The sequence below is a fragment of the Pseudorhodoferax sp. LjRoot39 genome, from assembly GCF_964253035.1.
Lineage (GTDB): Bacteria > Pseudomonadota > Gammaproteobacteria > Burkholderiales > Burkholderiaceae_C > Pseudorhodoferax.
The window spans coordinates 2,600,677-2,613,152 of the sequence record NZ_CAXUQL020000001.1 but is presented as its reverse complement, the minus strand read 5'-3'; the positions used below and the strand labels follow the sequence as shown (position 1 = coordinate 2,613,152).

Below are 12,476 nucleotides of genomic sequence, written 5' to 3'. Positions count from 1 at the left end.
GTCTCACTCCTTGGCGCCGGTCTTGGCGCCGATCAGCCGGCTTTTGAGCAGGTCGAATTCGCGGTCCACGTCCAGCGTCTGGCGGTTGGACGACAAGGCCATGGTGGCCTGGGTGGCGTCGCCGTTCGGCGCCATCCAGACCCACAGGCGGCGTTCACGAACATACAACATCGCGAAGATGCCCAGGATCAGGAACAGGCAGCCCAGGTAGACGATGTTGCGCCCGGGCGCGCGCGCCACCTGGAACACGCTGGCCTGCACCTGCTTGAAGTCCACGAGCTGGAAGACCATGGGCGCAGGGTACAGCGAGGCGTCGCTGAGCGACAGCACGGCCTGCGTCATGAAGCCCTGGGTCTTCTCGCTGCTGTCCAGCGGCTTGGCGCCCACGCGCTCCTGGCCCATCTGCACGAGCTCGAACAGCACACCGTTCAGGATGCGCACCAGCACCTCGCCGGCACGGCCGCGCTCGGCCTCGGGCACGTTGGTCTCCATGAAGTCGGCGATCGCCTGCAGGCCGCCGCGCGGCGTGGCCGAGGCTGCAGCGCCCTCGCCCGCGAACAGGGCCAGCGCCTTGGCGGCGGACGCAGCCAGTTGCTCGGCCAGCTCGGGACGCTGCGGATCGACCGCGCGCGTGGCATAGCGCTGCACCGCAGCGGCGCGCCGGGCCGGGTCCATGAGGTCGGCACGCAGGCGCAGGAAGGTGTCCATGCTGGCGTTCTCGTCGGCCGGCACGCGCAGGTAGCGGAAGGACTCGGCCGGCGTCTCGCGCACGCCCAGCAGGAATGCCGCCACGCCGTCGCCGGTGTCCACGGGCAGCATGTAATTGTGGTACTCGCGGGCCTGGCCGGCCGCATCGCGCAGCCGGTAGGTGATGCTGGGGCCGACATTGCGCAGCTCGCGGTGCGTCACCGTCTTGTTGCCCGCGCCCAGGCGTGCGTCGATGGCGCCGCGCAGGTCGACCTTGCGCACGTCCACAGCGCTGTCGGTCTGGCCCGTCAGGTTCTCGACGTTGATCACGCGCAGGGCCTGGTACTCCAGCGTCATCTTCTCGTCGCCACGGTTGAGCTCCGTGCTGCTCCCGATCACGCCCTCGACCTCGAAGGGCTTGCCGCCCGGCACCAGCGGCACGGCCTTGAGTTGCACGCTGGAGCCGCCGTCGTCGAAGCTGGACTGGTAGATCTCCACGCCCTTGTAGCTGAAAGGATGGTTGACCTCCACGCGCGCCGGCGTCTGGGCGCCGGTCTCGCGGTCGTGGACCACGATCTCGCTGGCGAACAGCTTGGGCATGCCGGTCGAGTAGTACTCGACGATGAACTTCTTGAGCTCCACCGCGAACGGCAGGTCCTGCAGCAGCACGCCATCGGACTGCGCCAGGATGGCCGTGCTGGACTGCGTGCCCTCGGCCACCATGAGGTTGCCGCGGAAGGTCGGGTTGCGCATGGACAGCCGGTGCTCCGGCGCCACGTCGGCGATCATGCCGCCGCCCTTGTAGATGGTCTTGCCGTTGAACCAGGTCTGGGCACGCACCACCAGGTCGCCGTCCAGCAGGCCGCCGATGCAGACCAGCACGATGGCGCTGTGCGCGGCGATGTAGCCGAACTTGTTGGCCGCACCGGCCTTGGCGGCCACCATCCAGCCCTCGCCGGCCGGTGTCTCGCGGCGCTGCAGCTTGACCTTCCAGCCGGCCTTGGCCAGGGCCTGGCCCACGCGCGCCGCCGCGGCTTCGGGCTGGCCGGCGACCACGGCGCTGGCCTTGTGGTGGAAGGCGTTCAGGCTCTGCGCGCGGATGCTCTCCTTGTAGACCTTGAGGTCCGCGAAGATCTTGGGCGTGCTGCGCGCGATGCACAGCGTGGTGCTGATGACCAGGAAGGTCAGGATCAGCAGGAACCACCAGGCGCTGTAGACCGCGTTGAGGCTGAACTTCTCGAACAGCAGCGCCCAGAACGGGCCGAACTGGTTGACGTAGTTGTTGGCCGGCTCATGCTGCTTGAGCACCGTGCCGATGATGGACGCGATGCAGATGATGGTCAGCAGCGCGATCGCGAAGCGCATCGACGAGAGCAGCTCCACCGCGGCCCGCCAGGCTTGCGAGCCGCTGCGAACGCGCAGGCCGTGGGTGGTGGTGGTCATCGTGCAAGGCCCCGGTCAAAAACAAAACGGGCCGCTGTACCAGCCGGCCCGCCGTGGCGCCCGTTCCTTGGGGTGGGAATCGGGCATTTGGTTCCGCCCGGCTGCGGGCGTGCGCGGTGCAGGGTTCAGCGCAGGCCGGCGATGTAGTCGGCCACGGCGCGGATCTCGCGGTCGTTCATCTTGGCCGCCACACCCGTCATCTGGGCGTTGTTCTTGCGCTTGCCGTCGCGGAAGGCAACCAGCTGCGTGGTGGTGTAGTCGGCGTGCTGGCCCGACAGGCGCGGGTACTGCGAGGGGATGCCCGCGCCGTTGGGGCTGTGGCAGCCGGCGCAGGCCGCGACCTGGCGGTCCGGGATGCCGCCGCGGAAGATGCGCTCGCCCAGTTGCACGAGCTCCTTGTCCTTGGCGAAGCCGGCCTTGGGCTTCTGCGAGGTCAGCCAGTAGGCGATGTTACGCATCTCCTCGTCGCTGAGCGCCGAGGCGAAGCCCTTCATGACCGGGTCGTTGCGCTTGCCGTCCTTGAACTCGTGCAGCTGCTTGACCAGGTATTCCGGGTGCTGGTGCGCCAGCTTGGGGTTGGCAGCGATGGCCGAGTTGCCGTCGGCACCGTGGCAGGCCGCGCACACCGCCGTGTAGCCCTGCTCGCCCTTGACCAGGTCGGGCTTCGCAGCCTTGGGCGCGGCGGCCGGCGCCGCGTCGGCGGCATGGCTGGAGAACGAAGGCGCTGCGAACACTGCAGCCAGAACCATGGTGGCAAGCAACTTCATATCGAGGGTGGTTTTATGTACGCAAAACCGGGCGATTCTACAATGCGACCCCACGCCATCCCCGCACCTACATGACAGCTCCCGCTCCCGCCGCCGCCGCACCGGCCCCCTCCGCCGCTGCCGTCGCATCGGGTTGGCTCCACACCGCCCGCTTCCTGACCACGGCCCCCAAGCTGGAGTTCCTGCCCGCGCTGGACCTGCCTGAGATCGCCTTCGTCGGCCGCTCCAATGCCGGCAAGTCCACCTGCATCAACACGCTCACGCAGCAAAAGCAGCTGGCCTTCGCGTCCAAGAAACCCGGGCGCACCCAGCACATCAATTTGTTCGCACTTGGCAAGCAGGGCGTGACCGACGCCGTGCTGGCCGACCTGCCCGGCTACGGCTATGCGGCCGTGCCCAAGGCCGACAAGATCCGCTGGCAGCAGGTGATGGCCAACTACCTCGTCACGCGCGAGAACCTCAAGGGCATCGTGCTGCTGTGCGACCCGCGCCTGGGCCTGACCGAGCTCGACGAGGTGCTGCTCGAAGTGGTGCGTCCGCGCGTCGAAGAGGGTCTGAAGTTCCTGCTGCTCCTGACCAAGGCCGACAAGCTCACGCGCATGGAAGCCAGCAAGGCGCTGGCCATCGCCAAGCTCAACGCGGGCGGTGGCGAGGCCATGCTGTTCTCGGCGCTCAAGCGCCAGGGCATCGACCAGGCCAGCCAGTTGCTGTGGCGCTGGGCCCACCCCGAGGCCGCTGCCCCCGCTGCTGCTCAGTAAACCGAGGGCGCCCCGGGCGGGCGGGTCTTGAAGCGCTTGTGGACCCAGAAGTACTGCTCGGGCATGGTGTCGATGTAGCCCTGCAGCCGCTCGTTCATGAGGGCCGTGTCCGCCACGGCGTCGGGGCCCGGGAAACCATCCCAGCCCGGCAGGATCTGCACCTCGTAGCCCGTGGGCGTCAGCCGCGTGACCACCGGCACCACGCGTGCGCGGCCCAGCCGCGCGAAGCGGGCCAGCGAGGGCACGGTGGCGGCCGGCACGCCGTAGAAGGGCACGAACACCGAGTCGCGCGCACCGAAGTCCATGTCAGGCAGCAGGTACACCGGCTCACCGGCCCGCAATGCCGCGACCACGGGCTTGATGCCGTCGGCCCGGTTGTAGAGCTTGGCATTGCCGAAGCGCTGGCGCCCGCGCGCCACCCAGATGTCGACGGTCTGGTTGGACTGCGCGGTGAAGATGGTGGCGAACTGCCGCGGAATCTGCTGCGACAGCGCCGTCGCACCCGCATCCAGGCCGACGAAGTGCGGCGCGAACAGCAGCGTGGGCGCGGTGCCGTCCAGCTCGTGCAGCGCACCTGTCATGTGCAGGCGTTCCCGCACCACTTCCGGCCGGGCGTGCCAGAGCCAGGCGCGGTCCAGCCAGGCCTGGACGAAGACCACGAAGTGGCGCCGCGCCAGCGCCTCGCGCTCGCTTGGCGCCATCTGCGGGAAGCACAGCGCCAGGTTGGTCAGCGCGATGCGCCGGCGGCTGCCGACCAGCGCGTACAGGAGCCGGCCCAGCAGCGCACCCAGCGCCCGCACCCAGGACAGGGGCAGGGGCGCGAGCAGGCGCAGCAGGGCAATCGCAAAGCCGCTCATTTCGCCAGCAGGCCGACAGGGCGGCAGCAAAACATCTTGGTCATCGGAACGCTAGAATCGCCGCGGTCGCTGAGTTATTGAACTACTTGCAGGGCGACGTTAAACACAACTGCTAAAGCGTTCGCCACGAGCTCCCCGCCAGAGGCAACGCGCAACGCAACCGCCTTTCATTGCAAAGCGAAGGAGTTTATTCAAATGGCGAACGATTTCCTCTTCACGTCCGAATCCGTCTCCGAAGGCCATCCCGACAAGGTGGCCGACCAGATCTCCGACGCCATCCTGGATGCGATCTTCGAGCAGGACCCGCGCTCGCGCGTGGCCGCCGAGACGCTGACCAACACCGGCCTCGTGGTGTTGGCCGGCGAGATCACGACCAACGCGCATGTGGACTACATCCAGGTCGCGCGCGACACCATCAAGCGCATCGGCTACGACAACACCGACTACGGCATCGACTACAAGGGCTGCGCGGTCATGGTCTGCTATGACAAGCAGTCCAACGACATCGCCCAGGGCGTGGACCACGCCAGCGACGACCACCTGAACATCGGCGCCGGCGACCAGGGCCTGATGTTCGGCTACGCCTGCGACGAGACGCCCGAGCTGATGCCCGCGCCGATCTACTACGCGCACCGGTTGGTGGAACGCCAGGCGCAGCTGCGCAAGGACGGCCGCCTGCCCTTCCTGCGTCCGGACGCCAAGAGCCAGGTCACGATGCGCTATGTGGACGGCAAGCCGCACAGCATCGACACCGTGGTGCTCTCGACCCAGCACCACCCCGACCAGAGCGAGACGCCGACCAAGATGAAGGCCAGCTTCACCGAGGCCATCATCGAAGAGATCATCAAGCCGGTGCTGCCCAAGGAATGGCTGCAGGACACCAAGTACCTGATCAACCCGACCGGCCGCTTCGTCATCGGCGGCCCGCAGGGCGATTGCGGCCTCACCGGCCGCAAGATCATCGTCGACACCTACGGCGGCGCCTGCCCGCACGGCGGCGGCGCATTCTCGGGCAAGGACCCGTCCAAGGTCGACCGTTCGGCCGCGTACGCCGCACGCTATGTGGCCAAGAACATCGTGGCCGCGGGCCTGGCGCGCCAGTGCCAGATCCAGGTCGCCTACGCCATCGGCGTGGCCCGCCCGATGAACGTGACGGTCTACACCGAAGGCACGGGCGTGATCTCCGACGAGAAGATCGCCGCGCTGGTGCAGGAGCATTTCGACCTGCGTCCCAAGGGCATCATCCAGATGCTGGACCTGCTGCGCCCGATCTACCAGAAGACCGCCGCCTACGGCCACTTCGGCCGCGAAGAGCCTGAGTTCACCTGGGAACAGACCGACAAGGCTGCCGTGCTGCGCGCAGCAGCCGGCCTGTAAGCGGAGCCACCCATGAGCGCAGAGGCCACGCCGCTGTGGCGCGGCCCGCGCTGGGCCCTTGCCGTGCTGCTCGCGATGCTGGGCATGCTGGGCCCGTTCGCGATCGACACCTACATCCCGGCCTTCTCCGGCATCGCCCGCTCGCTCGGCGCGACGCCAGTGGAGATGCAGCAGACGCTGTCGGCCTACCTGTTCGGCTTCGCGTTCATGAACCTGTTCCACGGCGCGCTGTCGGACAGCTTCGGCCGCCGGCCCGTGGTGCTGTGGGGCATCGCGGTGTTCACCATCGCCTCGGCCGGTTGCGCGCTGTCGCAGAACATCGGCCAGCTGGTCTTCTTCCGCGCGCTGCAAGGCCTGTCCACCGGCGCAGGCATCGTGGTCTCGCGCGCGGTGATCCGCGACGTCTACCCGCCAGCCGAGGCGCAGAAGGTCATGAGCCAGGTGACCATCTATTTCGGCGTGGCACCGGCGATTGCGCCCATCGTGGGCGGCTGGCTGTTCGTGCACCTGGGCTGGCACAGCGTGTTCTGGTTCCTGACCGCCGTGGGCGCCCTGCTCTGGATCAGCAACTGGCGGCTGCTGCCCGAGACGCTGCAGCCAGCGCAGCGCCAGCCCTTCCATGTGCCCGACCTCATGCGCGGCTACCGCCAGCTGCTGTCTGACCCGCGCTTCGTGCTGCTGGCCTTCGCCAGCGGCGTGCCGTTCAACGGCATGTTCCTGTACGTGCTGTCGGCGCCCGAGTTCCTGGGCACGCTGATGGGCCTGGCGCCCACGCAGTTCTTCTGGTTCTTCATCCTGACCATTGCCGGCATCATGGGCGGTGCCTGGGCCAGCGGCCGGCTGGCCGGGCGCATCGCGCCCAAGCGGCAGATCCGCCATGGCTTCCTGATCATGACGGTGGTGGCGGTGCTGAACCTGGCCGCCAACCTGCTGTGGACGGCCCACCCGCTCTGGGCACTGCCGCCGATCGCCGTGTTCGCCTTCGGCTGGGCGCTCATGGTGCCCGTGGTCACGCTGCTGGTGCTGGACCTGTATCCCGCGCGGCGCGGCATGGCCTCCTCGCTGCAGGCCGTGGTCGGCTCCACGGCCAATGGCGTGGTGGCCGGCGTGATCGCGCCACTGGTCATGCATTCCACCGTGCTGCTGGCGCTGGCCTCGCTGCTCATGATGGGCGTGGGCCTGGTGGCCTGGATCTGGCTGCACCACCGCTGGCCCGAGATCGGCCGCGACGCCAACGCCGCGTAAAGCCCGCACGGCGGGCGGAACCGAAACGCACCGGCCGGGCTCCCACCCGGCCATGATCGAACTCCAGCACCTGGCCCTGCACTATGCGTTGGGCACATCGCGCGTGGACGTGCTGCGCGACGTCAACCTGACCATTCCCGCGGGCCAGAGCGTGGCCATCGCCGGGCCCTCGGGCTCGGGCAAGACCTCGCTGCTGTTGCTGCTGGCCGGGCTGGAGCGGCCGCAGGGCGGCCGTGTGCTGCTGGACGGCCAGGCGCTCGACGCCCTGGACCGCGACGCGCTGGCCGACCTGCGGCGCGAGCGCATCGGCATCGTGTTCCAGTCCTTCCACCTGCTTGCGAGCCTCACGGCGCTGGACAACGTGGCCCTGCCGCTGCAACTGGCCGGCCGGCGCGATGCCCAGGCGAAGGCGCGCGACTTCCTGCGCCGCGTGGGCCTGGCCGCGCGCCAGCACCACTATCCGGGCCAGCTCTCGGGCGGAGAGCAGCAGCGCGTGGCGATCGCGCGCGCGCTCGTGCACGGCCCGCGCCTGCTGCTGGCCGACGAGCCCACCGGCAACCTGGACGACCAGACCGGTGCGCGCGTGCGCGAACTGCTGTTCGAGCTGAACGCCGAAGCCGGCGCCACGCTGGTACTGGTGACGCACGACATGGATTTCGCCGCCCGTTGCCAGCGCGTGCTGCGCCTGCACGAAGGGCAGCTCGAGGAAACGCAGCATGCCCATGCTGCTTAGCCTGGCCTGGCGCGACCTGCGCGCGAGCGGCCGCCAGCTCTGGGTGTTCTGCGCCTGCCTGGCGCTGGGCGTGGCCCTGGTGGCGGCCAGCGGCGGCCTGTACCGCCAGGTGGCCGGCGCGCTGCAGGAGGATGCGCGCGCGCTGTTCGGCGGCGACCTGGAAGTGCGCCAGTCCGACCCGCTGCCGCCGGCCGAACTCGACTGGGTGCAGGCGCGCGGCGAGGTCTCGCGCGCGATCGCGCTGCGCAGCATGCTGCGCGTGCCGGACGGCCGCGCCCAACTGGTGGCGCTGCAGAGCGCCGATGCGCGCTACCCGCTGTACGGCCAGGTCACGCTGTCACCGGAGCAGCCGCTGGCCGATGCCCTGGCGCAGAGGGGCGGCCACTGGGGCCTGGCCGTGGACGGCGTGCTGGCCCGGCGCCTGGGCCTGGCACCGGGCAGCACCGTGCAGCTGGGCGATCTCACGCTGCAGGTGCGCGCCGTGATCGCACGCCAGCCCGACCGCAGCCTGCGCGCCGACTGGAACGGCGCGCCCGTGCTGCTGGCCGAAGGCGCGCTGCAGGCCACCGGCCTGGTGCAGCCGGCAAGCCGCGTGCAATACCACTACCGCGTGCGCACTGCCACGCCGCCTGCGGCCTGGCGCGACAACTTCGTCGCCGCCTTCCCGCAGTCCAACGCCGAGGTGCGCAGCTTCGCGCAGCGCAGCGAGCGCGTGGCCGAGGTGCTGGAGCAGGTCGGCTCGGCCTTCATGCTGATCGGCCTGTCGGCCCTGTTCATCGGCGGCCTGGGCGTGTTCAACAGCGTGCAGGCCTACCTGCAGGGCAAGCTCGCCACGCTGGCCACCTTGCGTGCGCTGGGCCTGCGCGATGCGCGGCTCGTGGCCCTGGTGCTGCTGCAGGTGCTGATGCTGGCCGTGGCCGCGAGCGCGCTCGGCGTGCTGGCCGGCGGCGCGCTGGCCGGCGGCGCGCTGGCACTGGCCGGCGCTGCACTCGCGGCGCGCAGCCTGCCGCTGGTGCAGCAGCTCGGGCCGCAGTTGGCCACCATGGCCGGCCCGGCCGCGCTGGCCATGGGCTTCGGTGTGCTGACCGCGCTGGCCTTTGCGCTGCCGGCCCTGGGCCGCGCGCTGGCGGTCACCCCGGCCGCGCTGTTCCGCGGCCTGGACGCGGCCGCGCTGCGCACGCCCGCCTGGGCCTGGGCCGCGAGCGCCGCCTGCGGCCTGGCCATCGCCGCGCTGCTGGTCGGCAGCCTGCCCGATGCGCGCATCGGCTGGGCCTTCCTGGCCGTCGTCGCGGCGCTGCTGGTGCTGCTGGAAGGCGTGCAGCGCATCCTGCGCGCGCTCGCGCGTCGGCTGCTGGCCTCGCGCTGGCAGCCCGGCTTTGCACTGCGCCTGGCGCTGGCAGGGCTGCAGCGGCCCGGCTCGGCGCTGCGACCTGCCCTGCTCTCGCTGGGCACGGCACTGACGCTGCTGGTGGCCTGCACGCTGGTCGTTGCCACGCTCTTGCGCACCATCGCCGAGACCGTGCCGCGCGAAGCCCCGGGCCTGGTGCTGCACGACGTGCAGACAGAGCAGTTGCCGTTGCTGCACGAGCAACTCGGCCCGGTGCAGCGGCTGCAGACCGCGCCCCTGGTGCTGGGCCGCCTGGCGGCCGTGAACGGCGACGCGCTGCGCGACAGCGGCGACGCGGGCCGCCTGCGGGAGGCGCGCAACGAGCACAAGCTGTCCACGCGCGCCGGCAACCTGGACGATGTGGTGGTCGAGCGCGGCGTACTGTGGGCCGCCGACTACCAGGGGCCGCCGCTCGTGGCCATGGAAGACCGCGAGGCCGACCAGCTCGGCCTGAAGGTCGGCGACCGCCTGCGCTTCGACATCCAGGGCCAGCCCGTCGAGGCCCTGCTGTCCGCCATCTACAGCCAGCGCCGGCTGCAGGCGCGGCTGTGGCTGGAAGGCATCTTCAGCGACGGCGTGCTCGACCCGTTCATCACGCGCCATGTGGGCGCGGCCTGGCTCGACCCGCAACAGGCCATCGCCGCACAGGACCGGCTGGCCGCGGTGGCCCCCAACATCGTCAGCGTGCGCACCGATGCCTTGCTGTCCGAAAGCCGTTTGCTGCTGGGCCGCGCCAGCGCCGCGCTGGCGGTGATCGCGGGCATCTGCCTGGCCGCGAGCCTACTGGTGCTGAGCAGCGTGGTCGCAGCCAGCCGCGCCCGGCAGGTCTATGAAGCGAGCCTGCTGCACGTGCTGGGCGCGCGCCTGGGCAGCCTGCGTCTGGCGCTGCGCTGGGAGTACGCGCTGCTGGCCGGCGCGACCAGCGTGTTCGCCACCATGGCCGGCAGTGGGCTGGCCGTGACGCTGTTGCATGGGAAGCTGGACCTGGACGCCAGCGGCCTGTACTGGACCGGCGCCCTGGCCGCACTGGGCGTCAGCGGGCTCAGCCTGGCCCTGGGCGCGCAGTGGCTGCTCGCGCAGCTGCGGTTGTCGCCAGCACGTCTGCTGCGCTCCGGCGGCTGAAGCTCAGTCGTCCACGCCGGGCCCGGTCTCCAGCACCGGGTCGGCGCTCTCGTCCTCCGCCGTCTCGGCACGCGGGCCGTACTGGCCGTCGCCCATGCCGCGCAAGGTCGAGGCACCGTCTTCCCAGGCCTCGCTGAAGGTGTCGTAGGCGTCGTCGGAGGCCTCCACCACGAACCAGGTCTTCATGGCGTCCTCGCTTTCGAGAATCATCCAGTGGTACAGCCCCGGTTCGGGCTCGTCGACGGACAGCGCCAGATGGCGCAACGGTGTCTGTTGCATGGCAGCTCCTTCGCGGCTCCTGCCAGTATGGAAAGCACCCGCGCTGCCGCTGTAGGCCGGCGGCCTGCGCGGCTGCCGGTTCAGAACTTGGTGTAGCCGCCGTCGATGACGAACTGCTCACCCGTGGTGTAGGCCGCGGCGTCGCTGGCCAGGTAGACCGCGATGCCGCCGAAGTCGTCGATCGAGCCCCAGCGCCGCGCCGGCACGCGCGGCATCACCGCCCCCGCGAACTTCTCGTTGGCGAACGAGCGCTGGGTCATCTCGGTCTCGATCCAGCCCGGCAGGATGGAATTGACGCGGATGCTGTGGCGCGCCAGCTCCACGGCCAGCGCGCGCACCATGGCCGTGACGGCCCCCTTGGAGGCACCGTAGTGGCTGTTGCGCGCCGCACCCTCCACCGCCGCCGTGCTGGCCGTGGCCACCAGCGAGCCGCCCTCGCCGTGCGCGACCATGTGGCGGGCGGCGGCGCGCAAGGTCAGGAACACGCCCTCGACGTTGATGCGCTGGACGCGACGGAATTCCTCCAGCGACATCTCGGTCAGCACCGTGCCCTTGCTCGACACGCCGGCATTGGCGAAACAGGCATGGATGGGCCCGAGCGCGGCCACGGTGTCGGCGAAGGCCTGCTCGACGGCCGCCTCGTCCCCCACGTCGCAGACCGCGCTGTGCACGCGCGCCGCGTCGCCGCATTCGCGGGCCAGCGCATCGCGGGCGCCGGCGGTCTTGTCGGGGTTGGAACCCCAGATCGACACCTTCGCGCCGGAGGCGAGCAGCGCGCGCGCCATGCCCAGGCCGATGCCGCCGTTGCCGCCGGTGATGAGCGCGCTGCGCCCGCTGAGGTTGAAGGGTTGGTACATATCCGTCTCCTGGTGGTCTGGTGTGGTGGCGTGTATAGCAAGCGCCGGCCCCAGCCGAAGACACCAAGGTGACGCGGCGCGCCCCGCCCCCGCGCACAATCGCCGGCCATGGACCGCGAAGAACTGCACCACCGCCAGATCGACCTGCGCTTCTACCGGCTCGCCAGTGGCCTGTACGAGGTGGTCGGCCGCCTGGTGGACACCAAGCGCCAGCCCTTCCGGCGCCAGCTGGCCGAGGCCGACACGCCGCCCGGCACGCCGATCCACGACATCGCCGTGCACTTGGTCGTCGACGAAGACATGCTGGTGCACGACGCCTTCGCCTCCATGGACGCCACGCCCTTCCGCATCTGCCCCGGCGCCACGGCCACGCTGGCGCCGCTCAAGGGCCTGTCCATGCGCAAGGGCTGGAACCGCCAGGTGCGCGAACTTCTGGGCGGCGCGGCCTCGTGCACGCACATCGTGGAGCTGCTGGGGCCGATGGCCACCACGGCCTTCCAGGGCCTGGCCCCAGCCAGGCTGGCGCAGATCAACCTGCCCGGCAGCGAGGCCCAGCGCCAGGCCAAGGTCGACAGCTGCTATGCCTACGCGGCCGAGCGCGAGGTCGTAGCGCGGCTGTGGCCGCACCTGCACCGCAGCCCCGATCGGCTGAACTGAGAAGCTGTGAACGAACCCCTCACGACCACGCGAGGCCCGATGACAGCCGGCTTGCATCGCCATCGTTGCACCCCAGGCCTCGCCCTTCGGGCCGGGGCGCGCCGATCCACATGCGGGCGTTGCAGGCCTTGCCCGGGCACCAGCCCGGGCGGCGGCCTGCGCCTACGCCTGTGGCCCGGCGCACCCCGTCGTGGCCGCGATCGGTTCATTCACAGCTTCTGAGCCGCCGGATCGGGCGCCGCAATGGCGCCAACACAGAAATACCGCACATTTTCGCCAGCAGATGGGCGGCCGAAATATGCAACCA

The 12,476-nt window shown here is 70.2% G+C and carries 11 protein-coding genes; 6 read left to right on the top strand and 5 right to left on the bottom strand.

Going from position 1 to position 12,476, the window contains the following annotated elements; genetic code table 11:
- Positions 1-3: 3 nt before the first annotated feature.
- Positions 4-2,130: a cytochrome c biogenesis protein ResB gene (locus ACSQ4M_RS12350; RefSeq protein ID WP_436189816.1), complete on the bottom strand. Its 2,127-nt coding sequence runs from the start codon at positions 2,128-2,130 to the stop codon at positions 4-6.
- A 125-nt stretch (positions 2,131-2,255) separates the two neighbouring features.
- Positions 2,256-2,897, bottom strand: a complete 642-nt coding sequence (locus ACSQ4M_RS12345; RefSeq protein WP_436189815.1) for a c-type cytochrome — start codon at positions 2,895-2,897, stop codon at positions 2,256-2,258.
- Positions 2,898-2,968: 71 nt separating this feature from the next.
- Between ACSQ4M_RS12345 and yihA the strand changes: the two genes are divergently transcribed.
- Positions 2,969-3,655, top strand: coding sequence for a ribosome biogenesis GTP-binding protein YihA/YsxC (yihA, locus tag ACSQ4M_RS12340; protein ID WP_056672161.1), 687 nt, complete (start codon positions 2,969-2,971; stop codon positions 3,653-3,655).
- On the opposite strand, the gene ACSQ4M_RS12335 is transcribed toward yihA, so the two are convergent.
- Positions 3,649-4,512: an LpxL/LpxP family acyltransferase gene (locus ACSQ4M_RS12335; RefSeq protein ID WP_436189814.1), complete on the bottom strand. Its 864-nt coding sequence runs from the start codon at positions 4,510-4,512 to the stop codon at positions 3,649-3,651. The two genes, yihA and ACSQ4M_RS12335, sit on opposite strands and share 7 nt — an antisense overlap.
- Positions 4,513-4,707: 195 nt before the next feature.
- Between ACSQ4M_RS12335 and metK the strand changes: the two genes are divergently transcribed.
- The 4 genes from metK to ACSQ4M_RS12315 are packed head-to-tail and all read left to right on the top strand — an operon-like array spanning position 4,708 to position 10,376.
- Positions 4,708-5,889 carry a methionine adenosyltransferase gene (gene metK, locus ACSQ4M_RS12330; protein WP_436189813.1) on the top strand — a complete coding sequence of 394 codons (1,182 nt, stop codon included), beginning with the start codon at positions 4,708-4,710 and terminating at the stop codon, positions 5,887-5,889.
- Between the two features lie 12 nt (positions 5,890-5,901).
- Positions 5,902-7,134: a multidrug effflux MFS transporter gene (locus tag ACSQ4M_RS12325; protein ID WP_436189812.1), complete on the top strand. Its 1,233-nt coding sequence runs from the start codon at positions 5,902-5,904 to the stop codon at positions 7,132-7,134.
- 52 nt (positions 7,135-7,186) lie between these two features.
- Positions 7,187-7,867, top strand: a complete 681-nt coding sequence (locus ACSQ4M_RS12320; protein WP_436189811.1) for an ABC transporter ATP-binding protein — start codon at positions 7,187-7,189, stop codon at positions 7,865-7,867.
- Positions 7,851-10,376, top strand: a complete 2,526-nt coding sequence (locus ACSQ4M_RS12315; protein WP_436189810.1) for an ABC transporter permease — start codon at positions 7,851-7,853, stop codon at positions 10,374-10,376. The genes ACSQ4M_RS12320 and ACSQ4M_RS12315 overlap by 17 nt, the downstream gene beginning before the upstream one ends.
- A gap of 3 nt (positions 10,377-10,379) precedes the next feature.
- Here ACSQ4M_RS12315 and ACSQ4M_RS12310 read toward each other — a convergent pair whose 3' ends face one another.
- Positions 10,380-10,655 (bottom strand): hypothetical protein, encoded by a 276-nt coding sequence (locus ACSQ4M_RS12310; protein WP_436189809.1) that lies wholly within the window; start codon positions 10,653-10,655, stop codon positions 10,380-10,382.
- A gap of 80 nt (positions 10,656-10,735) precedes the next feature.
- Positions 10,736-11,512, bottom strand: coding sequence for an SDR family NAD(P)-dependent oxidoreductase (locus tag ACSQ4M_RS12305; protein ID WP_436189808.1), 777 nt, complete (start codon positions 11,510-11,512; stop codon positions 10,736-10,738).
- Positions 11,513-11,620: 108 nt separating this feature from the next.
- On the opposite strand from ACSQ4M_RS12305, the gene ACSQ4M_RS12300 reads away from it, so the two are divergent.
- Entirely contained in the window at positions 11,621-12,169 is a 549-nt protein-coding gene (locus tag ACSQ4M_RS12300) for a DUF2889 domain-containing protein (RefSeq protein ID WP_436189807.1), read from the top strand.
- Positions 12,170-12,476 lie beyond the last annotated feature (307 nt).